A 26011-nucleotide genomic window follows, 5' to 3' on the forward strand; every position below is an offset into this window, starting at 1 on the left:
CTTACCCGCCCTACTTAGCAGCTTACTTCGCCTTCAGCGCCAGCGGATTCAGCTTCAGCTCTTTGTAGTAGCCCACCCACGAAGAGTATTTCTCCGGAGCAGACCACACGCGATAGTGAAGCCTCGCCATGGTGACCGGGTCGCTCAGCAGCACCAAACGGCGGTCGCGGTTGAGTTTTTCCGGCGTCTCGTTCAGCGCCTGCTCAACGTGGCGATCGCGAGCGATCTCCAGCACCTGGCTGGCGCGGTGACGCGCGGTCGCCATTGCCGTCGCAAGGGCGTTGAATGACGGGTTAAACACCGCGTGCATAAAGCCATCATCCAGCGAACGGCTGCGGTTCTGCTCCAGATACTTGTCGGTATCCACCAGCACCTGCGGCGGAGAATACTCTTCCGGGATCAGGAACAGCTTCCAGCGTTTGGTACGCAGCCCCACCGTTGAACGGCTGGAGATCACGGACACAAACGGCGACAGGATCAGCGAGAAGACAATCGGTGCCAGCCAGAACAGGAAGCGCAGATCCAGCCACGCCATCCCGGCCGCCCACACCAGACCGAGCAGCAGCTGCGAACCGTGACGCATGAAGGCTTCGCCCCACGGGGTGGAGTCGTCATCACGCTGCGGTGAGTTCCAGACCACTTCCCAGCCGAGGAAGGCGCTGACCACAAACACGGTATGGAACAGCATGCGCACCGGCGCCAGCAGCACGGAGAACAGCACTTCCAGCAGCAGCGAGAGCGTCACGCGGCAGAAACCGCCATACTCTTTCGAGCCTTTGCACCAGATCAGAATGATACTGAGCAGCTTAGGCAGGAACAGCAGCACCATTGTCGACGCAAACAGCGCTATTGCCAGCTCCGGACGCCACTGCGGCCACACCGGGAACAGCTGGCGCGGTTGCAGGAAGTATTGCGGCTCCGTCAGGGCATGAACCACCTGTAGGGCAGTCGACAGCGCCAGGAACATAAACCACAGCGGTGCAGAGAGATAGGACATCACGCCGGTCAGGAATACCGCGCGGTGAACCGGGTGCATACCTTTCACCAGGAACAGGCGGAAGTTCATCAGGTTACCGTGGCACCAGCGACGGTCACGCTTGAGCTCATCCAGCAGGTTCGGCGGCAGTTCTTCGTATGAGCCTGGCAGGTCGTAGGCAATCCAGACGCCCCACCCTGCGCGGCGCATCAGCGCTGCTTCCACGAAGTCATGCGACAGAATCGACCCGGCAAAAGACCCTTCACCCGGCAGCGGCGCAAGCGCGCAGTGCTCAATGAACGGCTTCACGCGGATAATCGCATTGTGGCCCCAGTAGTGGGATTCACCCAACTGCCAGAAGTGCAGACCAGCCGTAAACAGCGGGCCGTACACACGGGTTGCGAACTGCTGGCAGCGCGCATAGAGCGTGTCCATACCGGACGCTTTTGGCGAAGACTGAATGATACCGGCGTTCGGATTGGCTTCCATCAGGCGGACCAGACCGCTCAGACAGTCGCCGCTCATCACGGAGTCGGCATCCAGGACCACCATGTAGCTGTACTGATTGCCCCAGCGACGGCAGAAGTCATCGATGTTACCGCTTTTACGCTTCACACGGCGGCGGCGGCGGCGGTAGAAGATCTGCCCTTCGCCCTGCACTTCCGCAATCAGCTCCATCCAGGCTTTTTGTTCTGCTACGCAGATATCCGGGTTGTAGCTGTCGCTCAGGATGTAAACGTCGAAATGCTCTGCGTTACCGGTCGCCTTAACAGACTCCCAGGTTGCGCGCAGCCCCGCAAACACGCGGTCAACGTCTTCGTTACAGATAGGCATAATCAGCGCAGTACGGTGCTCAGGATTAAGGGGTTCATCCCCGACCGTTGACGCTGAAATACTGTATTTATCACGCCCCATCAGCAGCTGCAGGAAGCCCATCAGTGCGGTCCAGAAACCCGCCGAGACCCAGCAGAAGAGCACGGCAAACAACAGCAGAATGCCGCTTTGCAGAATGTACGGCAGCAGCTGCATGAAGGAGACCCAGATATCCTGGCCTACCATGTCAGCCGGGTTGATCAGCGCCCAGCCCTGATACGGCAGAATGGTCTTCATGTACCAGGTTGCCACCACCGTCTGCGCCAGCGTCAGCAACAGCAGCGTGTAACGACGGATCGTTCCGACAGTACGCCACTTCTGCTCTGAGGCCTGCTCTTCTTTGGTCAGACGCGACAAATAGCGCGGCGTAACATCACGTCCGCGCAGGCGATCCCAGAAGCGACCCACCGGGTTGGTGCGCCACGGATCGGGGAACATAGAAGAACGCGTGGCTTTCGGCATCGCCTGAAGCTGATCGCGCCCTTCGTCGTCTTTGATCAGCTGTCCTTCTGCCAGCGAGTCTGGCCAGGCCTGCTCCAGACGCGCCTTTACTGACCCCAGCGGCGTATCATCATCACGTGTAAACTGACGACGATCGCCATCCAGCGCGGTGTGTACCGCACGGATGTCGCTTTTAGGCAGTGCCGCTTTTTCTATGTCCGTCAGCGGCATGGCATCGATATATTCAGATGTATTATTCATTGGCAGGTAGCTGATAGCTCCAGGTTTCACTCAGCGGCTGATCGTTGCTGACCAGCGCAGCGCGCATTTCAGTGGTCTGTTTCGGATCTTTCACTTTCACGCGCAGGGTCAAACGCCACCCTTTCGTTACCGGGTTGTAACGTACGGCATTTTCAACGATCTCACCGTTATCACCGATGCTCGCCTGCGCAGTCACGGCGGTATCCGGGGACAGTTTTTTCATGTCCTGGCCCGCGAAGTCCACGATGAAAGCCACGGTGCCGTCAGGCTGACGGATCAGGTTTGACTGCTTCACATCACCCGTTGAACGGCGGGTCTGCATCACGTACGCGTTATCCGGCGCGTGCAGTTTGTCTTCGTCACGGCTAAAGGTGATGGCGTATTTGAAGTTCATCTCTTTACCGGCTTCCGGAAGCTGGTCCGGGGTCCAGTAAGCGACGATGTTATCGTTGGTTTCGTCGTTGGTTGGAATTTCGACCAGCTCGACTTTTCCTTTACCCCAGTCACCTTTCGGGGTTACCCAGGCGCTTGGACGCTGATCGTAACGGTCGTCCAGGTCTTCAAAGCGAGAGAACTGACGGCCACGCTGCAGCAGACCAAAGCCCTGCGGATTTTCCATCGCGAAGCTGCTCACCGCGAGATGTTTCGGGTTATTCAGCGGACGCCAGATCCACTCGCCGTTACCGGCATGGATAGAGAGACCGTTAGAGTCATGCAGTTCCGGGCGGAAGTTGGTCGCCGGAGACGGCTGGTTCGGCCCGAACAGGAACATACTGGTCAGCGGTGCAACACCCAGCTTGCCCACTTTATCGCGCAGGTAAACTTTGGACTGCACGTCAACGACAGTGTCGCGTCCCGGCATGATCACGAAGCGATATGCGCCGGTTGCACGAGGGGAGTCCAGCAGCGCATAGATTGTCAGACGTTTATCCGTTGGTTTTGGACGCTCGATCCAGAACTCACGGAAACGTGGGAATTCTTCACCTGATGGCAGCGCGGTATCAATAGCCAGACCACGCGCGGAAAGCCCGTATACCTGCCCTGCGCCAATCACGCGGAAGTAGCTGGCACCGAGCATGCTGACGATTTCGTCGTTTTTATCTTTGCTGTTAATTGGGTAAAGCACTTTGAAGCCAGCGAAGCCCAGGTCCTTAACCGTCTCTTTGTCGTGCTGCACATCGCCGAAATTGAAATAATCCGGGCTGTACTTGATTTTACGTACCGCGGTTGCCGTCACTTCATTGATAGCAACCGGCGTGTCGAAATACATACCCTGATGATAAAACTCAAGCTTGAACGGGGTTTTAACGTTGTTCCAGTACGCTTTGTCGTGATTGAACTGGATCTGCTGATAGTCCGCGTACTTCATGTCACGGAAAACGGAGGGCAGGTTACTTTTTGGCGCTTCGTAGCTCTTGCCAGCCATAGACTTGGCCTGTTTAGCAACGTCATCGATGGTAAAGGACCAGGCCGATGAGGTATACAGGGACAACAACACTGCCGCACCCAACCAACGCATTTTCATCATTTGTGATTTATGTTTCATAATAAGTAAGCACTTCCCCCTTTGTGTGCTTATATCGATCCGATCCATTTTAATGGAAACTCAGGCAATCCGACAACATTATCACTGCTTTGTTCAGCTCGCTGGCTCAGGGATTAAGCAAATGAAAGAACCCGCTTTTCACTTTGCGTGCTTATCCTGGAGACAGGGTGTCGGTCTTGGTGTAGGGTTGGCTTCGAATGTAACCATTATGCGTCTTAGGGATAAGACGATTAGTCTGAGAATGTACTGAGTTATATGAGCACAACACCCGTACAACGTGAATATTTCCTCGACTCGATCCGGGCATGGCTGATGCTATTGGGGATCCCCTTTCACATTTCATTGATTTATTCCAGCCACACCTGGCACGTGAACAGCCAAATGCCCTCCTGGTGGCTGACGCTGTTCAATGACTTCATTCACGCCTTCCGTATGCAGGTGTTTTTTGTCATATCCGGCTATTTCTCTTATATGCTGTTTTTGCGCTACCCGCTTAAGCGATGGTGGAAGGTGCGCGTAGAGCGCGTCGGGATACCGATGCTCACCGCTATCCCCCTGTTGACGCTGCCGCAATTTATTATGCTGCAGTATGTGAAAGGCAAAGCGGAAAACTGGCCTAACCTGTCGCTGTATGAAAAGTACAATACGCTGGTCTGGGAGCTGGTTTCACACCTTTGGTTCCTGCTGGTTCTGGTGGTTCTTACCACTGTCAGTCTGGTCATCTTCAGCCGTTTGCGCCGTCATTTAAGCGCTACGTCAGACACTTTCTTTGCCAACATTACGCTCGGTAAACTGTCCCTGCTCTTTTTGCTGCTGGGGATTGTCTACGCGGCCATCAGACGCACGCTGTTCATTGTCTATCCACCCATCCTGAGCGACGGGCTGTTTAATTTCGTGGTGATGCAGTCGCTGTTCTACATTCCTTTCTTCCTGGTGGGAGCGCTGGCGTTTGTCTATCCGCAGTTAAAGGCGCTGTTTACCCAACCGTCGCCCTGGTGTGCTGTCGGTGCCGCCCTTGCCTTCGTGGCCTATCTTCTCAATCAGCGCTACGGCAGCGGTGACGCGTGGATGTACGAAACGGAAAGTGTCATTACCATGCTGCTGGGCTTGTGGATGGTGAACGTGGTGTTTGCTCTCGGCCACCGCCTGCTGAACTTTAAATCCAGTCGCGTAACCTATTTCGTTAATGCGTCACTGTTCATTTATCTGGTGCATCACCCGTTGACGCTGTTCTTCGGCGCTTACATTACCCCGCACATTGCTTCCAACACGCTGGGCTTCTTCACCGGGCTGGTCTTCGTGATTGGGATTGCCATCGTGCTGTACGAAATCCATCTGCGGATCCCGCTACTGCGGTTCCTCTTCTCCGGAAAACCGCAGGTTAAAGCGTGATCGAAAAAGCGGCGCCAATAGGGCGCCGCTTTTGTATCAGCCGTCCAGTTCTTCTCCACGCTGGGTCAGAAGTCTCTGGTAGAGATGCGTGGTTTCTTCATCGAAACAGACAAAGATGACCTTTTCCGGCATGGGCTTCAGGGAAAGGTAGTGGTAAACGGTATTCACCGCAATGGTCGCGGCAGCCGCTTTGGGATAGCCATAAACACCGGTGCTAATGGCAGGAAACGCCAGGGTTTTATAGCCATTGTCCGCAGCGAGGCGCAGGCAGTTACGGTAAGCATCCTCAAGGATCCGAGCCTCGTGGCGATCGCCCCCCTGCCACACCGGTCCCACGGCGTGAATTACGGCTTTGGCGGGCAGATCCCCTGCCAGCGTAATGACGGCATGCCCCGGCGGGCATTCCCCCTGTTGTTGACGCACGGCCTTACAGGCTTCGAGCAATTGCGGTCCGGCAGCGCGATGAATAGCGCCATCCACGCCGCCTCCCCCGAGCAACGATGAATTCGCTGCATTGACGATCACATCAACATGTAACGTTGTGATATCGCCGTGAATAATGTCGATTTGCGGTCTCATACATTCCCCCTGCTACCCGCCTTTTTCTTAAGTGTATCGCAGAGGGAAGGGACAGAAAAAACTATCGTTTAAAACGGCTAGCGATATTCCACCTTAACAACGGCCAGCGTTTTTTCAGGATTGAGATAATGCATACTCACGGTTGTCAGCCCCGGATAGGCCGAGCGCCCATTCAGTGCATCCTCATAGCTGACCATCCGGGTCTGAATACGGTTATTTTCCGGGCAGGACATCGCGAACTGACGATGTTGGGGAGTAATCTCACAGGGATCGGCAACAATGGCACCGCGGAAATGGATAACACCGCCTTCAACAACCGTTGCTGAAAATGCGGGTGTCATAAAAGCCGAGACAATCAGGCTAAAACCTGAGATGAGCAGAGCGGTAGATTTGGTCACAAGCAGTACTCCTCAAAATAAATCATCCTTGAGGGGTAAAAACGCTCCAGTATGACAACGCCGTATCAGGTAATTGAACAGCGAAACGTGTTCAGCTCCTGATAACATCATAGTTACACCTTTCAACTCCCGCCACATTCCCAAACCATTGATTTCGTGAATGATTAAAGCGAGCGTTCTGCAGGCGACCATTGTTGTGATAAATGCAGCGATTTTCCGTCAGAGACGGTGACCGTAATGTTCACCGTATCCCCTGAGCCAATATTTAAACTCAGTCTCATCAAATCAATCGTCTGATTAGCGGGTATAGATAAGGTATTTTGCTGGCGTGAGGTACTTTGGCCTCCCTCTCCCTGGCGAACGGACAAAATTTGAACCTGACAATCGCACGCATGCGTCAGGGTAACCTGGGGAATAATGGTGGTCATATTTCCCTGCTGCGATGTTTTAAAGGTTATTTGGCTGGAAAGCGCGGCAAGGAGAATTAAGGTATTCATGATGAACTCCCGAAAAAAAACAGGGCAAATGCCCTGTTTTTTGTAGCACAGATTTGAAATCAGTATTGATGTGCGGTCGCATTGTTGCCAAAGCCGACCTGGTGCACGGTAACAGTCGATCCAGATGCTGTCTGGTCCACTGCCGCACCGTTGCCGCCGCCGTACTGTTTAACATCGATGACGGAGTTTTTGCTGTTCCACTGGTCAATGGTTGCGCTGTTACCAAAGCCTTTCTGCAGCAGATCGATGGTGCTGTCATCAGATCCTTGTCCAACATCAGCACCGTTACCGCCGCCATGCTGGGTAATTGTCACTTCTGAATCTCTCGCATCCGTTTGCAAGGCAAGAGCAGAGTTGCCGCCACCAAACTGGTAAATGCTCAGGGTTGAGTCAGGACCACTATTACCGCCACCGTGGCCATGACCGTGGCCGCCAAATTGAGGTACCGCACCTGCGAAAGCACTGCCAGAAACGATGATTGCTGCAATTGCTGCCACTTTAAAAAGTTTCATGGTAAACCCCCATCGGATTGATTAAGTCGCCACAACGCCCTAACGTTGAATAACGCGGATGGCCATTTGTGACTGTCTCTGCACTACAACTGCTGTTTTCTGCGTACCATACTGCGTAATACTCGCTCTGTTAGCCGACCCTTTTTGGATAATCATTGCGGTATTACCAAAAGCGTCCTGCTTAATACTCGCGTCATTACCATTTCCATCTTGATCGATATAAGCAAGGTTATAAGTTCCTGATTGATCAACCTTCGCTCGGTTGCCTCCCCCCTCCTGAGAGACAACGGACATTAATTTGGAACCGTCCTGACGAATATCAGTAGAATTACCTGAACCCTGTTGACCAATAATGGCTGCCTGATTATAGGAAGACTTACTTAATTCATTAACCGCAAAGTTATATTCAGAACCGGCTAAGTCCGAACCGCCTGCGGTTACAAATCCAGGCGCACCCAGTAATGTAAACATCATAAATAACGTTCTGTTTTTCATGTTGTCACCCTGGACCTGGCTATACACAAAATAACGTTTCTTCATGCACAAACGCGAATCGTTTTTTTGTTAACGCCGCGTTACGAAAAAGAGTATGTCTGTCGAAACAATTTAAATATCTCACCCGCGCGGCTTATTTTAATTAATGACTTCACCTCAAAGTATTAATTCCGCTAAAAATACGCTGACAGACGTTAGGTTTAGCGCGAGAAAAAAATCGTCTCTCTCAGATCCTGTACAATGGCAGGTTTCTTGTCCAGCCTTACGCAGCCTGGCTTCACCACATCCAAGCGAGACAATCTGGAAACCTTGTCACACAGGGTGAGTTTTCTTAAGAAGGAATGCCCTGATGAGGGAAGGCTTAGTTTTCTTATGTGTCTCATACCTTTTACCGGTGGGATCAGAATTATAAAAACTGTTCTTTTTCATACAACTATAATTATTTGTATGATTTTTAAAATGTGTGCAGTGTTATTCTCGTGTACAACTTTTATCTTAAACAAAAACTAATTTATTACCGTAAATACACAATTTAATATTGAATTTTACATTTAGTTACATGATTAACACTTGCTTTAACGTTTGTAATAGCTAGATTGAAAACAGTAGTAAGTCATTTTATTTTTATTTCCGTCCTCCTCTGGAGGAATGGTTTGATTCTACACACAGCAGTGCCACATCTGTCAGTGCTTCTGGTATTCCTTATCTATTAACAAGGGATAACTGCCGGGTGTCATAAATAAAGTGGGGTTTCATCATGTTTAATGAAGTCCATAGTTTACATGGTCATACATTATTGTTGATCACCAAACCTTCTTTACAAGCGACAGCATTATTGCAGCATTTAAAGCAATCTCTTTCATTGAACGGGAAATTGCATAATATTCAACGTTCTTTTGATGACATTGCACCTGGCAGTATCATTCTGCTCGATATGATGGAAGCGGATAAAAAGCTGATCCATTACTGGCAAGATAACTTAAGCAGGAAAAACAATAATATCCGCGTGTTATTATTGAATACCCCTGATGAATATCCTTTTAGAGACATAGAAAGCTGGCCGCATATCAATGGCGTGTTCTACGTCACTGAAGAAGAGAATCGTGTCGTGGAAGGCTTGCAGGGCATATTGCGAGGCGAATGCTATTTCTCGCAAAAGCTTGCCAGCTACCTCATTACACACTCCGGAAATTATCGCTACAACAGTACTGAGTCTGCACTGCTGACGCATCGTGAGAAAGAGATCCTTAACAAGTTGCGCATTGGTGCTTCAAACATTGAAATCGCCCGTTCGTTATTTATCAGCGAAAATACGGTCAAGACGCACCTTTATAATCTTTTCAAGAAGATAGCTGTTAAAAACCGGACTCAGGCCGTTTCATGGGCAAACGATAACCTCAGGCGTTAATAGCATGAAACGCACGTTGAGTTGGATTGCTGCAGCAGGTTTCCTGCTTGCGGCCGGGAACCTCCAGGCAGTGGAAGTTGAGGTTCCCGGATTGTTAACCGACCACACCGTCACATCTATCGGGCACGATTTCTACCGCGCCTTCAGCGATAAATGGGAAAGTGACTACCCCGGTAACTTAACAATCAACGAACGGCCCAGTGCACGGTGGGGAAGCTGGATCACAATAACAGCCAATCAGGATGTTATTTACCAGACCTTCCTGTTCCCCACCAAAAGAGACTTCGATCAGAACGTCGCTTTTGCCCTGGCACAAACAGAAGAAGCTATTAATCGTCTGCAGTTAGATAAAGCCCTGCTGAGTACAGGCGATTTAGCAAAAGATGAGTTCTAGCAACGATACTTATTTCGGAGGCTGTAATGCGTCTCGCACACACAGTGATTTCGTTAATGCTCATTGCACCGCTAAGCTGGGCCGGGAATATGACCTTCCAGTTCCGCAACCCTAATTTTGGCGGCAACCCGAACAACGGGGCATTCATGCTTAACGAAGCCCAGGCTCAAAACTCTTACAAAGACCCAAGCTTTGACGACGATTTCGGTATCGAAACCCCGTCAGCGCTGGATAACTTCACCCAGGCCATCCAGTCGCAAATATTAGGTGGCTTATTAACCAATATTAATACCGGTAAACCCGGCCGCATGGTGACTAACGACTTTATCGTCGATATCGCCAACAAAGATGGGCAACTTCAGTTGAACGTAACGGATCGCAAAACCGGAAAAACATCGACAATCCAGGTGTCGGGTTTGCAAACCAGTTCGACTGATTTTTAAACAACCCCCAAATAAGGACAATTATCATGCAGCGCTTTTTGATCATTGTTGCAGTGTGCTTATTGAGCGGTTGTTTAACTGCTCCACCCAAAGAAGCCGCTAAGCCAACATTAATGCCTCGGGCACAAAGCTACCGCGATTTAACCCATCTGCCGACACCAACCGGTAAGATATTTGTCTCGGTATATAACATTCAGGATGAAACAGGACAGTTTAAACCGTATCCGGCGAGTAACTTCTCTACGGCCGTGCCGCAGAGCGCAACCGCCATGCTGGTCACTGCCCTGAAGGATTCACGCTGGTTTATCCCTCTGGAACGCCAGGGATTGCAAAACCTGCTGAATGAACGAAAAATCATCCGCGCCGCGCAGGAAAACGGAACCGTTGGCGTGAATAATCGTATGCCACTTCAGTCGCTTACCGCGGCCAATATCATGGTTGAAGGCTCGATTATCGGTTACGAAAGTAACGTGAAATCGGGGGGAGCAGGTGCGCGTTACTTCGGTATCGGTGCTGACACCCAGTATCAACTCGACCAGATTGCCGTCAACCTGCGCGTGGTTAACGTGAGCACGGGTGAGATCTTATCCTCCGTGAACACCAGCAAAACCATTCTCTCGTATGAAGTTCAGGCCGGGGTATTCCGCTTCATCGACTACCAGCGTTTGCTGGAGGGTGAAATTGGGTATACCTCTAACGAACCGGTGATGCTGTGTCTGATGTCGGCTATCGAAACCGGGGTTATCTTCCTGATTAACGATGGTATCGATCGCGGTCTGTGGGATCTGCAGAACAAATCAGAAGCGCAAAACCCGGTACTGGTCAAATACCGCGATATGTCGGTGCCGCCGGAATCCTGATCGAAAGCGCATAAAAAAGGCGAGATCCCTGTCTCGCCTTTTTTTATTCACTCACCGCGGTGATGTTTTGCGCTTTTTCTCGTCGTGCTGCCAGCCACAGGCCGCTGTTTTTCATGGCATAGCCGAAGAGAAGTCCCAGCGCCAGCGAGGGAACGACCAGCTTCCAGTCCCCCTGCCCTGCAAAGGTCGCGCAGGCCCCCATGAACGTTCCCGGTACGAACGACAACAGCAAATGCTTTGCCTGAACGCACATTAAAAATGCGACCACGCCCGTCATGACATAGCCCAGGATCTCCAGGTGAGGCGCCATCGCGCTGCCCTTCACGATCACCAGCGCCCAAATCACACCGCTCATCAGGGTACATCCGGAGATGAATAGCCCTTTGACGCCACCCTGCGGGCAGGCGAAATAGGCGGTGCAGCCGAGGAACCCGGCCCAGCTAAGCAATCCGAGAGACACGGCCACCCATCCCCAGATACCGGAGAGAATGCCTGTTGTCAGTGCAATACAAAGTAATATGTTCATGGCGCGCATCTTAGCAGAAGCGCGCCATAGAAATGCGATCAGAAGCACATTATGTGCAAGTTGAAATGTATCGTTGCAGGATTTTCGTGATCCGAATCACTCTTCATTTTCTTCTTCGAGCTCATCCCACATCGCAGCAATCGCATCACGCGTCAGCGGTGCCAGGGCTCTCCAGAATGGCGAGGTTGCATGGGCCTCTACTTTTCCCAGGAACGTCCCAACCCACGGCAGCAGATAGGTTTCAAACAGGGTTTCGATGGCTTCATTTTCGTCATCACCGGCGTTGTCTTCGAGCCAGGAGGCCGCAAGCAGCAGCGTACCGATGTGATCGGCCGGCGTATCGCTCAGCGGCATCCCGCGCTCGGAGAGAAACGCACGCACTTCTGCTTCCGTCGCCCCTTCCTGCCAGGCAGAACGGTACGGCGAAACACGGCACTCGTCACCGACAAACAGCGCATTGTAATCCGTTGAAATCTGCTGCATGTCGCAGCTTTTTTGCAGACGTTCCAGCAAATCATCCTGTTCCAGCGGCCAGTTCTGCGCCAGCTTGCCTTCACGGATCAGCGTGAAAAGCGGAACCAACAGCGGGTCTTGCGGCTGGCGATAATAGAGCGTACCCAGCACGCGGCAAAGGATGGAGAACTCGTTCATTTTTTATTCCATTACACAATTAAAGATCGGCAAATTCGGCAATCGGCTCCATTCCGCGCGACTCGAGGAAATCGAGCATGCGGCGTGGCGTCACGTTCAGGATTTGCGCTTCCGGGAAATCAACGTCATTTAATACTTTCATACACTCACTGAAATCACCCAGCGTAAACGCGGTATGCGAATCCGAACCGAGCGCCACCATGCCGCCCGCATCGCGCACGGCGGCCGCCACTTCGCGACAGTTGGCTTCACTGCCCTTACGCGAGTGAACAAAGGAGGAGTTATTAATCTCCAGCGCCACGCGGTGTTTTGCTGCCGCCTGCGCGACAGCCTGAATATCAATGGGATACTTCGGGTTACCGGGGTGGCTGATAATGTGCACATTGCCGCTGGCAATGGTGGCAATCATCGCCGCGGTGTTGGTCTCTTTATCCTGCGGCGCAAAGACCGGCTCATGGAAACCGGCAAGGATAAGGTCAAGAGAGGTCACCATCGGGCCGGTGCAGTCGATCTCACCGTCGGTATTTTTGATGTTCGCCTCAATGCCGCGCAGTATCCCGATACCGTCCACCAGACGTGGCCAAATCCGCATATTCACAAAATGCCAGTAGTGCGGCGCATCCGCCATATCCGGGCCATGATCGGTAATCGCAAAAAGCTTGATGCCCTTGAGCTTAGCCTGGGCGATATAATCATGGAGGTTACTATACGCGTGGGTGCTGGCGACGGTGTGCATGTGCAGGTCTACGGGATACATCTTTCTCTCCTCTGCGGTTTTTCCAAAGGATAGCAGTTATCAGCGGCGAATATTAGCAAAAACCCGGCGAACGCCGGGTTTCCGTTAGTAGCCGCGCTGTCTGTCGACCTGCCCGGTCACCGGGTTGCCCTTTTCCATTTCGCTGATGGTATGCGATATATACGCCACCGCTTCAGCCGGACGCGTCACGGCAGCCACGTGCGGGGTCATCGCCACGCGCGGGTGCGCCCACAGCGGGCTTTCCGCGGGCAGCGGCTCACGGCTATAGACATCCAGCATGGCGCCTTTCAGCTTTCCGCTGTCCAGCGCCTTCAGCAGATCGCCTTCCACGACATGGACCCCGCGCGCGAGGTTCATCAAATAGCTCTGCTCGGATAACTGGTTCAGGAGAGTGCTATTGATAATGCCCACCGTTTCGGCGGTATTCGGCAGCAGGTTGATAAGCACGCGTGTCCCTTTCAGGAATGCAGGAAGCTCATCCGTTCCGGCATAACTCTCGACGCCCGGATAATCCTTACGGCTGCGGCTCCAGCAGCGCAGCGGGAAGCCCCACGGAGCGAGTGCTTCTGCCACTTTTGAGCCGAGCACACCTGCGCCGAGGATCCCGACGGTGAAATCTTCATGTCGATAATCCGGCAGCGGCTCCCAGTGAGATTGCTGTTTAAAGGCCTGATAATCGTCGAAGCGGCGGAACCAGTGCAGCACCTGGCTCACGGCATACTCCTGCATCTGCTGGCCCATCCCCGTATCTTCGAGACGGAACAGCGGAATATTGTCAGGCAGCATTTCTGGATGCGCTTTCAGTTTACTGAGTATCGAATCAACGCCCGCGCCCAGGGCGAAAACCGCCTTCAGCCTGCGGCCCTGCAGCATCTCAACTGGCGGGTGCCAGACCAGCGCATAGTCAGCATGTTCATTATCGCCACGCTTCCACTCGCGTACGCGTGCGCCGGGCAGCGCCGCCGAAAGTGCGTTAATCCAGTAATCGGTATCAAATGTAGGGTGATAGAAGAGAATATCCATGGTCATTCCTGCCTTTTAGTGCGCTGTTTTGTTTTCATTTTCAAGTGGATTGCCAGCATAACAAATTTATCAGGAAACCGCGTTGCTGATAAAAGAGGCGCTTTGTGCACATTTAGGAGTCAGGTTGCCTGAAGTTTGTCTAAATACGCTAAATTACTGAAAAAGTGGGTTGACGCCAGTTCGGCTTTTCCTTACATTAGCGCCCGTCCCGGCAACAACGGGATGACAATATGGTGAGGTGTCCGAGTGGCTGAAGGAGCACGCCTGGAAAGTGTGTATACGGCAACGTATCGGGGGTTCGAATCCCCCCCTCACCGCCATATTTGAAGAAGAGCTCGTACGAAAGTACGGGCTTTTTTTTGTATGTTGCATGCCTGAGGGGGATTCGAACCTTGAGACTCCCTGCGCTCTTTATGTCGGGTGGCGCTGCGCTTACCCGACCTACAAAAAAGCTACTCTTCCACCATCTTCGCATACTCTTCAGTCAGAAAATCCACCAGCGTCCTGACCGACGGCAGCATGCCGCGCCGCGAAGGATAAACCGCGTGAATCACTTCCCGTCGGGGTTCCCACGCGTCCAGCACCCGTACCAGTTCACCTGACGCAAGCTGATCCTTCACCATCAATATCGGCAACTGCACAACGCCCACGCCCGCTATCGCCGCTTCCCGCAGTGCCAGCATGTCGGTGGTAATAAAGCGCGGCGCGTAGTGGATCTCCGCTTTCGCCCCCTCTGGACCACTGAGCTCCCATTTATGCACCTGTTTACCGGCCCCCATACTTAATCCAGGCCATTCACTGAGCTCGGAAGGCATTCGCGGTTTACCCATACGTTCAATCAACTGCGGACTTGCCACCAGGCAATGCCCCCTGTCAGCCAGCACCCTTAACACCAGGTCGCTGTCATCAAACGGACGCGGACGCACGCGGATAGCCACATCAATACCTTCGCCAACAAGATCGACCCGACGATTGGTGGCCTCAAGCTGGAGATTAATCCCGGGGTAGCGCGCCATAAACCGCGCCAGCATCGGTCCCACGTGGACGTGCAGTAACGTGACGGGACAGGTGATCCTGACGACGCCGCGCGGCTCAGCCTGCAGCGCAGCAACGGCCTCCTCTGCCGCTTCTGCTTCTATCAGCATTGCCTTACAGTGCTGATAGAAAGTCTGCCCCACTTCCGTCACCGTAAACTGCCGCGTCGTGCGCTGTATCAACCGTACGCCAAGCCGCTCCTCCAGCTGCGCGATCCTGCGGCTCAGTTTGGACTTGGGTTGGTCAAGCGCCCTTCCCGCCGCCGCAAACCCACCGTAGTCGACCACCTTCACAAACCAGACGAAGTCATTGAGATCCTGCATAAACCCTCATTGTTCTATTTTAGGAACAGTGAATGCCATTTTCACTATCTACCGGGACATTAACTCTGAATATAAGCTAATTACATCAACAGAACATCAGGAGTAAATCATGAAAAACGTAACAGGCGTTTATACCGCTCCTCGTCAGCACTGGGTTGGCGATGGTTTCCCGGTCCGTTCAATGTTCTCTTATCAAACCCACGGCGAGCCGCTGAGTCCGTTCCTGCTGCTGGACTACGCGGGCCCGTACACCTTTCCGGCAGACGGCGCGAAACGCGGCGTAGGCCAGCATCCTCACCGGGGTTTTGAAACGGTCACCATCGTCTATTCCGGTGAAGTGGAGCACCGCGACTCCACGGGTAAAGGTGGCGTCATTGGCCCCGGCGACGTGCAGTGGATGACGGCAGGCGCAGGCATCCTGCACGAGGAGTTCCACTCCAGCGCGTTCTCGCAGAAAGGCGGTGAACTGAAAATGATGCAGCTTTGGGTCAACCTGCCGGCCAAAGACAAAATGGCGACGCCGGGCTACCAGAGCATCACGAAAGCCGACATCCCGGTGGTGACGCTGCCGGACAACGGCGGAACGATACGGGTTATCGCCGGACGCTACGACGATATTACCGGCCCTGCGCACACTTTTTCGCCGCTGAACGTCTGGGATCTCGCCCTTAATCAGGGAAGCCACCTTACGCTCGCTCAGCCGGAAGGCTGGAGCACGGCGCTGGTGGTGCTGGAAGGTCACGTTACGGTGAACGGCACTGCTCAGGCGGGAGAAGCCCAGCTGGTGGTGCTGAGTCAGGAAGGCGACAAACTGCACCTTGAGGCAAGCAGCGATGCCAAAGTGCTGCTGATGGCCGGCGCGCCGCTCAATGAACCCATCGTCGGCTATGGCCCGTTTGTGATGAACACTAAAACCGAGATCGCGGAAGCTATTCGTGATTTCAACTCCGGCCGCTTCGGCCAGATCTGAAAGTAATAAAGGAGAAGAAGATGTCTACACCTGCTAATTTTAATGGCACCCGTCCGGTTATTGATGTTAACGATGCGGTGATGTTGCTTATCGATCACCAGAGCGGTCTGTTCCAGACCGTTGGTGACATGCCAATGCCGGAGTTGCGTGCTCGTGCCGCGGCGTTAGCGAAGATCGCTACTCTGGCGAAGATCCCGGTTATCACTACGGCGTCCGTACCTCAGGGGCCGAACGGACCGCTGATCCCGGAGATCCACGCTAACGCGCCGCATGCACAATATGTTGCCCGTAAAGGTGAAATCAACGCCTGGGACAACCCAGAGTTTGTTGCGGCGGTAAAAGCGACCGGACGTAAGACGTTGATTATCGCGGGCACTATCACCAGCGTCTGCATGGCCTTCCCGTCAATCAGCGCGGTTGCGGATGGGTATAAAGTGTTTGCGGTGATTGATGCCTCCGGCACCTACAGCAAGATGGCCCAGGAGATCACCCTGGCGCGTGTTGTGCAGGCTGGCGTGGTGCCAATGGATACGGCGGCTGTGGCCTCTGAGATCCAGCGGACATGGAATCGTGAAGACGCGGCCGAGTGGGCTGAGGTATACACCCACATCTTCCCTGCTTATCAGCTGTTGATCGAAAGCTACGGCAAAGCACAGGAAGTGGTGAAAAACAGCGAAGTGCTCGATTCACAGCGTTAATAAGCCGTGCTGCGACAAGAGCTGATTAAGGCTTAACCGAACGCACACGAATAGAGAAAATCTGCTTGACCGTTTTAGCGCAACTCCCTATAGTAGCGCCCCGTTGCCCCCCAAGCGGTCAGGCAGCAAAACAATATGGTGAGGTGTCCGAGTGGCTGAAGGAGCACGCCTGGAAAGTGTGTATACGGCAACGTATCGGGGGTTCGAATCCCCCCCTCACCGCCATATTTGAAGAAGAGCTCGCATGAAAGTGCGGGCTTTTTTTTCGCATGTTGCACGCCTGCGGGGGGATGAGAATCCCCGACCGGGGTTCGACAACTGGCGACAGCCAGTTGGACAGACTGAGAGCGTAGCGAACAGGCTGCCCGCAGGGCGAGCGAAGCGAGTCAATCCCCCCCTCACCGCCATATTTAAGATAAGAGCTCGTACGAAAGTACGGGCTTTTTTCTTTTGGATCGCACCAGGGGATTCGAACCTTGAGACTCCCTGCGCTCTTTATGCCTGGTGGCGCTGCGCTTACCAGGCCTACGGGTATTGTAGGTCGGGTAAGCGCAGCGCCACCCGACAACATGCCCGCACAAAAAACAAAGCCCGGTTTCCCGGGCCTTGAACGCAACAGCAAACTCAATAATACGCTTGCAGCGTGCGCTGGCAGAGCGCCGAGCGCACGCAGTCATCTTTGGTGAAACGTACCACCCCAATCATCTCATCTTCCTCAAAACGTGACATGGCGTCGCTCAGCCCGGATTTCACGCCGGACGGCAGGTCACACTGGGTAATATCGCCGTTAACGATAACCGTCACGTTCTCCCCGAGGCGCGTTAAGAACATCTTCATTTGCGCTGCGGTCACGTTCTGAGCCTCGTCAAGAATAACGACCGCATTTTCAAATGTACGTCCGCGCATATAGGCGAACGGCGCGATTTCCACCTTGCCAATCTCTGGTCGCAGGCAGTACTGCATGAAGGATGCACCCAGCCGCTTCACCAGCACGTCATAGACGGGCCTGAAGTACGGGGCAAACTTCTCCGAAATATCACCGGGCAAGAAGCCGAGATCTTCATCAGCCTGCAGTACCGGACGGGTAACAATAATGCGCTCCACGTCCTTATGGATCAGCGCTTCCGCCGCTTTGGCTGCACTGATCCAGGTTTTCCCGCATCCGGCTTCACCGGTTGCAAAGATGAGCTGTTTACTCTCGATAGCATTCAGGTAGTGCGCCTGAGCCTCATTGCGCGCCACAATTGGAGAATTATCACGGCTGTCTCGGGCCATGCCAATTGCTTCTACGCCACTCATCTGCACAAGCGAGGTGACCGATTCTTCTTCACGCTGTTTATGGCTACGTGAATCCCGTCTCAGCACACGTTTTGCTTCGCGACGAGCTTTGATCACTGCTTTTTGTCTTCCCATGGATAGCACCTTGAGTTGTTGGTATTCATCACACGCGCCAGCGTCGGCACGATTATGCGCACGAACATCAGAGGGTTGGCTTCCTTGTAAGCCATTGCTTGCTTTATCGGATGACGATACGGAACAGCTACGCGCACCGTTCTGCACGTCGGTCGAATCAGATTCTTGAGGGATGGGGGAGAATTTAGTGGTGAGGAAATCGCTGCCGGAGTCTGAGCCTCCGCGCCGGGTGCTGCGGTTGTTATGTTTACCTTGTCCAGTACAGGACGCAACCATTCGCGATCTCCATAGTGATTCAGCATCACTGCCGGGAACTACCGCTGTCTTATCTTAAGTACATCAGGAGTTATCACAAATGCAACATTTATTTTACCTGAATGCAACTTTTAAGACTGCACCTGCAGTGGATTCAGTCTTATATAGAAATATTACAGAAATATAACAACAAGATAGTCATATGAAAAAATAATGTCCCCGCGAACTATCGCAGGGACGATTATCAGGCTTCGATCAGCCCTTGAGCGAGGTACGCGTTCCGGTCGCGCGGGCCAGGCAGGGCAAAGAAATAACCGCCGCCGATGGGCTTAATATACTCTTCCAGCGCTTCGCCGTTGAGCCGCTTCTGTACGGTCAGGAAGCCTTTCTCCAGATCGTGCTGATAGCAGACAAACAGCAGCCCCATATCAAGCTGACCGGAGTTGGTCACGCCCAGCGAATAGCTGTAGCCCCGACGCATCATCAGGCTCGACTGCGTCTCTTTGGTGCGCGGGTTGGCAAGGCGAATGTGGCTGTCGAGCGCAATTACATCGCCATTGGGATCGCGGGCGTAGTCAGGCACATCATGCTCGTTCTTCATACCGAGCGGAGCCCCGCTTTGCTTATCCCGACCAAAGATCGTCTGCTGCTCTTTGAGCGGCGTGCGGTCCCAGAACTCCACGTGGAACTGAATAATCCGCACCGCCTGATAGCTGCCGCCCACCGCCCATGCCGGTTCGCCCTGATCGGCAGTGACCCACACCACCTCCTTCATGAGCGCGCTATCGTGGCTGTCCGGGTTGGCCGTACCGTCCTTAAAGCCCAGCAGGTTCACCGGGGTCTCTTTCCCTTTGCTGCGGGCGGCGTGGTCCGAGATAAATCCTTCCCGCTTCCAGCGCACGCTCAGCAGATCCGGCGTGTGTTTGATGATGTCGCGCAGGGCGTGGATCACCGTGTCCTGGGTATTGGCGCAAATCTGCAGGAGCAGATCGCCGTGGCACAGCGCCGCGTCGAGGGAATCATTTGGAAAGCGCGTCATTTTTTGCAGCGCTTTCGGCTTCTGTTTTGCCAGGCCATAGCGCTCATCAAACAACGACTCGCCCACCGACACGGTAATGGTCAGGTTATCCGGGGCGATAAACGCCCCGAGAATACCGGAGTCCATCGGCGGCAAACGCGGATTTGGCGTTTCCGGTGCCGGACCGCCCGCGGTGAGAAACGCGATGCGCGTCGTCAGCAGGCGGAACAGGCGTTCCAGATCGGCTTTATCGCTGGCCAGCGAATCAAAGGCCACCAGCATCATAGATGCCTGCTGCGGCGTCAGAATGCCCGCCTGATGCTCGCCATAAAACGGCTGCGTCTCCATGCGCGCATCCGGCGACAGGGTGCCGGGGGCGCTTTGCGGTTTCGCCGCATGCGCCACCGGGCAGCCGCCTGCCAGGGCAAGCGCGCCGCCCAGCGCCCCTACCCCTTTTAACAAACGACGTCGGGAAGGTTCCGCCACGTCGTGCTCGTCATGCTTGTTCATTATGCTTAGTCCAGACCCAGAACGCCGCGCAGCAGGGAGAGATCTTCCGCCAGGGTGGTGATCGGGCCTTTCAGCGCGTTGCGGTCAGCGTCGGTCAGCTTGTCGTAGGTTTCAAACCCGTCTTTGGTGCGGTACTTCGCCAGGATGGTGTCGACTTTTTTGAAGTTGGCATCCACTTTGGCCAGCAGCTCGCCGTTCTCTTTTTGCAGCTGAGGACGCAGCAGATCGACAATTTTCTGCGCGCCGTCGACGTTAGCCTGGAAGTCCCACAGGTCGGTGTGGCTGTAGCGATCTTCTTCACCGCTGATTTTGCTGGCAGCTACTTCTTCAATCAGGCCGGCCGCGCCGCCCACCACTTTTGACGGCGGGAAGGCCAGCTCGCTGATGCGCTTTTGCAGCTCCAGCACGTCGCCGTTCAGCTGCTCGGCGTATTTCTCCATCCCTTTGGTGGAGTTGTCGCCAAACAGGGCTTTTTCCAGTCGGTGGAAGCCGGTGAATTTCGGATCGGCGGCCTTCTGCTCGTAATCGTCCTCACGGGCATCGATGCTGCCATCCAGGTCAGAGAACAGCTCGGCAATCGGCTCGATGCGCTCGTAGTGCTGACGGGTTGGCGCGTACAGGGATTTCGCTTTTTCGATATCCCCGGCTTTCACCGCATCGGTAAAGGCTTTGGTGCCCGCAACCAGGTCCGCCGTCTCTTTGGTGACGTAGGCTTTATAGGCGGTGATGGCCTCGCCCAGGCTCAGCAGCGCTTCGCCCTTCGCGGCATCCTTCGTGGCGTTGCCCTTGACGATCAGCTTGCCTTTCGGATTGGTCAGCAGGCCGCAGGTCATGTCGTACTCACCCGGCTGCAGGTTGGCGGTCATCTTCTGGCTGAAGCCAGGAGCGATGTTTTCACGCTCTTCCACCACCATTACGCCTTTGAGGATCTCCCACTCCAGCGCCTTCTGGCTGTGGTTCTGGATGATAAACTGGGTTTTGCCGCTGTTGACCGTGATGGTCATCGGCTCGCACTGTTTATCATTGACGGTCACTTTGACTTGAGGAACATCAGCGCCCCAGGCAGAGAATGAAGAAGCGAACAGCGCGGCAATGCCTGCGCATAACGCACTACGACGGAACTGAATTGCCATGACTCTTCCCTTTAAAAGTATGTTGTAACTAAATTACACATTACGGCGCAACGCGCGTCGCCTGGGTGCCGGTACGCGGCGGCATAGCGAACAGCACCAGCGCCGGAACCAGATAGATAAAGTACATCGCCACTTCGCTGACGCTCGGCGTTTCCTGATAGCCGAAGATACCTTCAAGCAGGGTGCCGGTCAGTGAATGGGTGGAGAGAACGTTGCTGAGATCGAACGCCACGTCCTGGAAGTGGTTCCACAGGCCCGCCTCGTGGAAGGCGCGAATCGCCCCTGCCGCCAGACCCGCGGCCACCAGCAGAATAAACAGGCTGGTCCACTTGAAGAAGGCGCCCAGATTGAGACGAATGCCGCCCCAGTAGAGCAGAAAGCCCAGTACAACGGCGGTTGCCAGCCCGAGCATCGCGCCAACCGGCGGCCAGATACCCACATCCTGTTGAAACGCCGCCAGCAGGAAGAAGACCGACTCCAGCCCCTCACGCGCAACGGCAAAAAAGACCATCAGGATCAGCGCCCAGCCGTGGTTGTTCCCCTTCTGCAGGGCATTGTCCACCGCCTGCTCCAGCTGAACCTTCACGTTGCGGGAGACTTTACGCATCCAGAACACCATCCAGGTGAGGATAACCACCGCAATCACGGCGACGATCCCTTCGAACAGCTCTTGTTCTTTCTGGGGGAATTCGCCGGTGGTTTCATTGATGAGGATACCCAGGCCCAGGCAGAGCGCCGCGGCAAGGAAGACGCCAACCCACATGACGCCAATCCAGCGTCCGCGCTGGGTTCGCTTCAGATAGCTGGCGATAAGGCTGACAATCAGGGCCGCTTCAAGGCCTTCACGTAACATAATGAGAAATGGAACAAACATGCCGACACCTTAAATGTTTATCGCGGTCAACTGATGCAAAGAAAGGTAAATTCTTGTGATAGTGATTATCATTACGGCAAGAAGAAAAACAAGCGAAATATGTGGCCTTTTGATGACGAGTTGTAACCGCGTTGCAGGATAATAATTCCATCCGTTACGATTACGTTTATAAGTTATAACGAAAATGCCCGTTTACGGTTAATCAGCGCTGTGGCTAAATATCCGCCTCGAAAACTAACTGAAAATAAACCATGTTTAAGATTATCCATTTCCTGCTGGCGCTGGTGATTATTCTTGCGCTTGCCTGGCTGGTGAGTTTCGACCGCCGAAAAATTCGCATTCGTTTTGTTTTACAGCTGATTGTTATTGAAATCGCGCTGGCATTCTTTTTCCTGCATGCAGAAAGCGGCCTGTTTATTATTAAATACGTCTCCGGTTTCTTCGAATCGCTGCTTAAATTTGCGGCCGAAGGGACGAATTTCGTCTTTGGCGGTATGGGTGAAAAAGGGCTGGCGTTCATTTTCCTCGGCGTGCTGTGTCCAATTATTTTTATTTCCGCGCTGATTGGTATTCTTCAGCACTGGCGGATCCTGCCGATTTTTATTCGGGTCATCGGTACGCTGCTGTCAAAGCTGAACGGTATGGGCAAGCTGGAATCCTTTAACGCGGTGAGTTCGCTGATCCTCGGTCAGTCGGAAAACTTCATTGCCTACAAAGGCGTGCTGGGCGATCTCTCCTCTCGCCGTCTGTTCACCATGGCGGCCACGGCCATGTCAACGGTCTCCCTGTCGATTGTCGGTGCCTATATGACCATGCTCGACGCCAAATTTGTCGTCGCGGCGCTGATTCTGAACATGTTCAGCACCTTTATTATTCTCACGGTCATCAACCCGACGCGCCCGGAAGCGGAGCCGGATATCCGGCTTGAAAAACTGCATGAATCCCAGAGCTTCTTCGAGATGCTGGGCGAGTATATTCTGGCCGGTTTTAAGGTGGCGATGATTATTCTGGCGATGCTGATTGGCTTTATTGCCCTTATTAGCGCCGTTAACGCCCTCTTCTCCAGCGTATTTGGCATGAGCTTCCAGCAGATCCTGGGCTATGTATTTTATCCCCTGGCATGGCTTGTGGGTATTCCGCTGAGCGATGCCTTAAATGCGGGCAGCATTATGGCGACCAAGCTGGTGGCGAATGAATTTGTGGCGATGATCGAGCTGCAAAAAATCGCCCATCAGATGTCCCCGCGCGGGCTGGGCATTTTGTCCGTCTTCCTGGTGTCGTTTGCTAACTTCGCCTCCATCGGCATCGTGGCCGGGGCGATTAAGGGCCTGAACGAGCAGCAGGGTAACGTGGTGTCGCGGTTTGGTCTGCGTCTGGTGTACGGCGCAACGCTGGTGAGCCTGCTGTCGGCGAGCTTTGCGGGGTTGGTGCTCTGATGCAATGCCGGGTGGCGCGCAGCGATCCCGGCCGACAAAACAACAACGGCGGGTTATCCCGCCGTTTTCATTAAAACTGCACGCACACCGGCTGATCGACACGCATCACCGACTCCTGCGCGAAGCGTGATTTATAAATCCCGCGCAGCGCTTCGATGTTCTTCTCGCTCTGCGCATCTTTACCGTGGATCAGCATCAGCGCCTTGCTCGGCTCACGCGCCACTTTCCCGTCATTCCCCAGCCACTGCCCGCGGGCATCAAATACCGTTAAGCCATCGCGAAAACGCGGCGTCACGTCCTGGTCAACAAACTGCTGCCACTCGTTGCTGGTGATCTGCGCCCCGGCAGGACGGTTTAAGCCGAAATAGAGCGTGGTTTGCTGCATCTGGTTATCCGCTTTGCAGGTTTCTACCGCCGCATGCTGCGATGGCGCGTTGCAGCCCGCCAGCATCAATAATGCCGCCGCCATCAACCCTGTTTTGATTGTCATGCTTCGCTATCCTCATTGTTATAAGCACATGGATATCACAGGAAAATACGGATTTTGGCAAGAAAAAAGCCGGGTGGCGCTTGCGCTTACCCGGCCTACGGTACTGCGTGAGAAAATTATTCCGGCTGCAGCTTAGACGGCGGTGCCGAGTGGTAATGCGCGTCAGCTTCCGCAAAGCGTTTCTGCATGGAGGCAGACGGTGCTTTACCCAGCAGGCTGAACACCACGATACCGATACTGCCGAAGATGAAGCCCGGGATGATTTCGTACAGGCCCAGCCACGCGAACTGTTTCCAGACGATAACGGTAACCGCACCGATGATCATCCCCGCCAGCGCGCCGTTACGGGTCATACGGGACCACATGACGGAGAACAGCACGACCGGACCAAACGCCGCACCAAAGCCCGCCCACGCGTAGCTCACAAGGCCCAGCACGCGGTTTTCCGGGTTGGCCGCCAGCGCGATGGCAATCAGCGCCACCACCAGCACCATAAAGCGCCCTACCCACACCAGCTCTTTCTGGCTCGCGCCCTTGCGCAGGAAGGCCTTATAGAGGTCTTCGGTGATCGCACTGGAGCAGACCAGCAGCTGGCAGCTCAGGGTGGACATCACCGCCGCAAGGATCGCGGAGAGCAGAATACCGGCAATCCACGGGTTAAACAGAATCTGCGCCAGCTCGATAAACACGCGCTCGGCGTTCTGGTTTACCGCACCCGCCTGCGCCGGGTTATTGCTGAAGTAGGCGATCCCGAAGAAGCCGACCGCACACGCGCCCGCCAGACACAGAATCATCCACGTCATACTGATGCGACGCGCGTGAACGATGGTGTGGTGAGAATCCGCCGCCATAAAGCGCGCCAGGATGTGCGGCTGACCGAAGTAGCCCAGGCCCCAGCCCATCAGGGAGACGATGGCCACAAAGTTCAGCCCTTTCAGCATGTCGACGTTTTCGATGCTCTTCTGCTTGATCACTTCCAGCGAATCGCCAAAGCCGCCAACGGTAAAAATCACAATCACCGGTGTCAGGATCAGGGCAAAGATCATCAGGCTCGCCTGCACGGTGTCGGTCCAGCTTACCGCCAGGAACCCGCCCACGAAGGTATAGAGAATGGTTGCCGCCGCACCGGCCCACAGGGCGGTTTCATAGCTCATGCCGAAGGTGCTTTCGAACAGGCGCGCGCCCGCCACGATGCCGGAGGCACAGTAGATGGTGAAGAATACCAGGATCACCACCGCAGAGATAATGCGCAGCACGCGGCTGTTGTCCTCAAAGCGTCCGGTGAAGTAGTCAGGCAGCGTCAGGGCGTTGTTGTTGGCCTCGGTATGCACGCGCAGACGGCCTGCCACCAGCTTCCAGTTGATCCACGCGCCGACGGTCAGACCGATGGCGATCCAGCTTTCAGAGATACCGGAGATGAAAATCGCGCCCGGCAGGCCCATCAGCAGCCAGCCGCTCATGTCGGAAGCCCCCGCAGAAAGCGCGGTGACCATCGGGCCTAAACTGCGTCCGCCCAGAATGTAGTCGTCAAAGTTCTTTGTTGAACGCCATGCCAAAAACCCTATCAGGATCATGCCAAAAATATAAACGAGAAATGTCACCAGCATCGGTGTGCTAATAGCCATTCAAATTCTCCAAAATGTCGAGCGACAGCCATCCGGGCTGCCTTGTTATATGATCACCGGAACGAGGTGAATGTATCTTGTGTTTCTGTTGGGCGCGCTATCCTGCCGTATGCGCATCCCGCTGACAAACGATTTAACACTGCATTTACATCAATTTCATCCCCGGTTTGATACGAGTTTCCTATAGGTTGCACTCGCT

General features: G+C 54.0%; 26 protein-coding genes, 2 tRNA genes and 1 other RNA gene. 11 read left to right on the forward strand and 18 right to left on the reverse strand.

What is annotated here, in order from left to right; translation table 11 throughout:
• Positions 1-22: 22 nt before the first annotated feature.
• Entirely contained in the window at positions 23-2551 is a 2529-nt protein-coding gene (mdoH, locus tag KK102_RS04405; protein WP_216357040.1) for a glucans biosynthesis glucosyltransferase MdoH, read from the reverse strand.
• The gene (gene mdoG / locus KK102_RS04410) at positions 2544-4079 is read right to left on the reverse strand and encodes a glucans biosynthesis protein MdoG (RefSeq protein ID WP_126543685.1); all 1536 of its coding nucleotides are present in this window, start codon (positions 4077-4079) and stop codon (positions 2544-2546) included. The genes mdoH and mdoG overlap by 8 nt, the downstream gene beginning before the upstream one ends.
• A gap of 273 nt (positions 4080-4352) precedes the next feature.
• On the opposite strand from mdoG, the gene mdoC reads away from it, so the two are divergent.
• On the forward strand, positions 4353-5489 hold the full coding sequence (mdoC, locus tag KK102_RS04415) for a glucans biosynthesis protein MdoC (RefSeq protein WP_126543684.1): 1137 nt from the start codon (positions 4353-4355) through the stop codon (positions 5487-5489).
• A 36-nt stretch (positions 5490-5525) separates the two neighbouring features.
• On the opposite strand, the gene ymdB is transcribed toward mdoC, so the two are convergent.
• The 5 genes from ymdB to csgB form a co-directional block, all read right to left on the reverse strand.
• Positions 5526-6068 carry an O-acetyl-ADP-ribose deacetylase gene (gene ymdB, locus KK102_RS04420; protein WP_126543683.1) on the reverse strand — a complete coding sequence of 181 codons (543 nt, stop codon included), beginning with the start codon at positions 6066-6068 and terminating at the stop codon, positions 5526-5528.
• Between the two features lie 77 nt (positions 6069-6145).
• Positions 6146-6466, reverse strand: coding sequence for a type 1 fimbrial protein (locus KK102_RS04425; protein ID WP_126543682.1), 321 nt, complete (start codon positions 6464-6466; stop codon positions 6146-6148).
• A 164-nt stretch (positions 6467-6630) separates the two neighbouring features.
• Positions 6631-6963: a curli assembly chaperone CsgC gene (gene csgC / locus KK102_RS04430; RefSeq protein WP_126543681.1), complete on the reverse strand. Its 333-nt coding sequence runs from the start codon at positions 6961-6963 to the stop codon at positions 6631-6633.
• A 59-nt stretch (positions 6964-7022) separates the two neighbouring features.
• On the reverse strand, positions 7023-7475 hold the full coding sequence (csgA, locus tag KK102_RS04435; RefSeq protein WP_126543680.1) for a curli major subunit CsgA: 453 nt from the start codon (positions 7473-7475) through the stop codon (positions 7023-7025).
• Positions 7476-7514: 39 nt separating this feature from the next.
• Positions 7515-7970: a curli minor subunit CsgB gene (csgB, locus tag KK102_RS04440; RefSeq protein ID WP_108418057.1), complete on the reverse strand. Its 456-nt coding sequence runs from the start codon at positions 7968-7970 to the stop codon at positions 7515-7517.
• Between the two features lie 757 nt (positions 7971-8727).
• On the opposite strand from csgB, the gene csgD reads away from it, so the two are divergent.
• The 4 genes from csgD to csgG are packed head-to-tail and all read left to right on the forward strand — an operon-like array spanning position 8728 to position 11075.
• Complete coding sequence (gene csgD, locus KK102_RS04445; protein ID WP_010429571.1) at positions 8728-9378, forward strand: biofilm master transcriptional regulator CsgD; 651 nt, start codon at positions 8728-8730, stop codon at positions 9376-9378.
• A 4-nt stretch (positions 9379-9382) separates the two neighbouring features.
• Positions 9383-9772 carry a curli production assembly/transport protein CsgE gene (csgE, locus tag KK102_RS04450; protein ID WP_010429567.1) on the forward strand — a complete coding sequence of 130 codons (390 nt, stop codon included), beginning with the start codon at positions 9383-9385 and terminating at the stop codon, positions 9770-9772.
• A gap of 26 nt (positions 9773-9798) precedes the next feature.
• Complete coding sequence (gene csgF / locus KK102_RS04455; RefSeq protein ID WP_010429564.1) at positions 9799-10215, forward strand: curli production assembly/transport protein CsgF; 417 nt, start codon at positions 9799-9801, stop codon at positions 10213-10215.
• A 26-nt stretch (positions 10216-10241) separates the two neighbouring features.
• Entirely contained in the window at positions 10242-11075 is an 834-nt protein-coding gene (gene csgG / locus KK102_RS04460; RefSeq protein WP_010429561.1) for a curli production assembly/transport protein CsgG, read from the forward strand.
• 43 nt (positions 11076-11118) lie between these two features.
• On the opposite strand, the gene KK102_RS04465 is transcribed toward csgG, so the two are convergent.
• From KK102_RS04465 to ghrA, 4 genes are all read right to left on the reverse strand, one after another.
• Positions 11119-11601 (reverse strand): DUF1097 domain-containing protein, encoded by a 483-nt coding sequence (locus tag KK102_RS04465; RefSeq protein ID WP_126543679.1) that lies wholly within the window; start codon positions 11599-11601, stop codon positions 11119-11121.
• A gap of 96 nt (positions 11602-11697) precedes the next feature.
• Positions 11698-12252, reverse strand: coding sequence for a TorD/DmsD family molecular chaperone (locus KK102_RS04470; RefSeq protein WP_216357041.1), 555 nt, complete (start codon positions 12250-12252; stop codon positions 11698-11700).
• Positions 12253-12271: 19 nt separating this feature from the next.
• Positions 12272-13009 (reverse strand): phosphatase, encoded by a 738-nt coding sequence (locus tag KK102_RS04475; RefSeq protein ID WP_126543677.1) that lies wholly within the window; start codon positions 13007-13009, stop codon positions 12272-12274.
• Between the two features lie 84 nt (positions 13010-13093).
• Entirely contained in the window at positions 13094-14032 is a 939-nt protein-coding gene (ghrA, locus tag KK102_RS04480) for a glyoxylate/hydroxypyruvate reductase GhrA (protein ID WP_126543676.1), read from the reverse strand.
• A gap of 232 nt (positions 14033-14264) precedes the next feature.
• On the opposite strand from ghrA, the gene KK102_RS04485 reads away from it, so the two are divergent.
• Positions 14265-14352, forward strand: a tRNA-Ser gene (locus tag KK102_RS04485).
• A gap of 132 nt (positions 14353-14484) precedes the next feature.
• Here KK102_RS04485 and KK102_RS04490 read toward each other — a convergent pair.
• Entirely contained in the window at positions 14485-15390 is a 906-nt protein-coding gene (locus KK102_RS04490) for a LysR family transcriptional regulator (RefSeq protein ID WP_216357042.1), read from the reverse strand.
• 109 nt (positions 15391-15499) lie between these two features.
• Between KK102_RS04490 and KK102_RS04495 the strand changes: the two genes are divergently transcribed.
• The 4 genes from KK102_RS04495 (at position 15500) to KK102_RS04510 (ending at position 17465) form a co-directional block, all read left to right on the forward strand.
• Positions 15500-16360, forward strand: a complete 861-nt coding sequence (locus tag KK102_RS04495) for a pirin family protein (protein WP_216357043.1) — start codon at positions 15500-15502, stop codon at positions 16358-16360.
• A 20-nt stretch (positions 16361-16380) separates the two neighbouring features.
• Positions 16381-17058 carry an isochorismatase family protein gene (locus tag KK102_RS04500; protein ID WP_032638688.1) on the forward strand — a complete coding sequence of 226 codons (678 nt, stop codon included), beginning with the start codon at positions 16381-16383 and terminating at the stop codon, positions 17056-17058.
• Positions 17059-17195: 137 nt separating this feature from the next.
• Positions 17196-17283, forward strand: a tRNA-Ser gene (locus KK102_RS04505).
• A gap of 44 nt (positions 17284-17327) precedes the next feature.
• A non-coding RNA gene (locus tag KK102_RS04510) (RtT sRNA) lies at positions 17328-17465 on the forward strand.
• 217 nt (positions 17466-17682) lie between these two features.
• Here KK102_RS04510 and phoH read toward each other — a convergent pair.
• From phoH to efeU, 4 genes are all read right to left on the reverse strand, one after another.
• On the reverse strand, positions 17683-18471 hold the full coding sequence (phoH, locus tag KK102_RS04515) for a phosphate starvation-inducible protein PhoH (RefSeq protein ID WP_008503509.1): 789 nt from the start codon (positions 18469-18471) through the stop codon (positions 17683-17685).
• 499 nt (positions 18472-18970) lie between these two features.
• Entirely contained in the window at positions 18971-20254 is a 1284-nt protein-coding gene (efeB, locus tag KK102_RS04520) for an iron uptake transporter deferrochelatase/peroxidase subunit (RefSeq protein WP_216357044.1), read from the reverse strand.
• Positions 20255-20259: 5 nt separating this feature from the next.
• Entirely contained in the window at positions 20260-21387 is a 1128-nt protein-coding gene (gene efeO, locus KK102_RS04525; RefSeq protein ID WP_216357045.1) for an iron uptake system protein EfeO, read from the reverse strand.
• Between the two features lie 40 nt (positions 21388-21427).
• Positions 21428-22261, reverse strand: coding sequence for an iron uptake transporter permease EfeU (efeU, locus tag KK102_RS04530; RefSeq protein ID WP_126543670.1), 834 nt, complete (start codon positions 22259-22261; stop codon positions 21428-21430).
• Between the two features lie 251 nt (positions 22262-22512).
• Here efeU and KK102_RS04535 point away from each other — a divergent pair, with 251 nt between their 5' ends.
• Positions 22513-23697 (forward strand): NupC/NupG family nucleoside CNT transporter, encoded by a 1185-nt coding sequence (locus tag KK102_RS04535; protein ID WP_216357046.1) that lies wholly within the window; start codon positions 22513-22515, stop codon positions 23695-23697.
• Positions 23698-23767: 70 nt separating this feature from the next.
• Here KK102_RS04535 and KK102_RS04540 read toward each other — a convergent pair whose 3' ends face one another.
• Both KK102_RS04540 and putP read right to left on the reverse strand, forming a co-directional pair.
• Entirely contained in the window at positions 23768-24187 is a 420-nt protein-coding gene (locus tag KK102_RS04540) for a DUF3574 domain-containing protein (RefSeq protein WP_032648964.1), read from the reverse strand.
• Between the two features lie 116 nt (positions 24188-24303).
• Complete coding sequence (putP, locus tag KK102_RS04545; protein WP_126543667.1) at positions 24304-25812, reverse strand: sodium/proline symporter PutP; 1509 nt, start codon at positions 25810-25812, stop codon at positions 24304-24306.
• Between the last annotated feature and the right edge of the window lie 199 nt (positions 25813-26011).

Origin of the sequence: Enterobacter quasimori (genome assembly GCF_018597345.1) — a bacterium.
Classification (GTDB): domain Bacteria; phylum Pseudomonadota; class Gammaproteobacteria; order Enterobacterales; family Enterobacteriaceae; genus Enterobacter; species Enterobacter mori.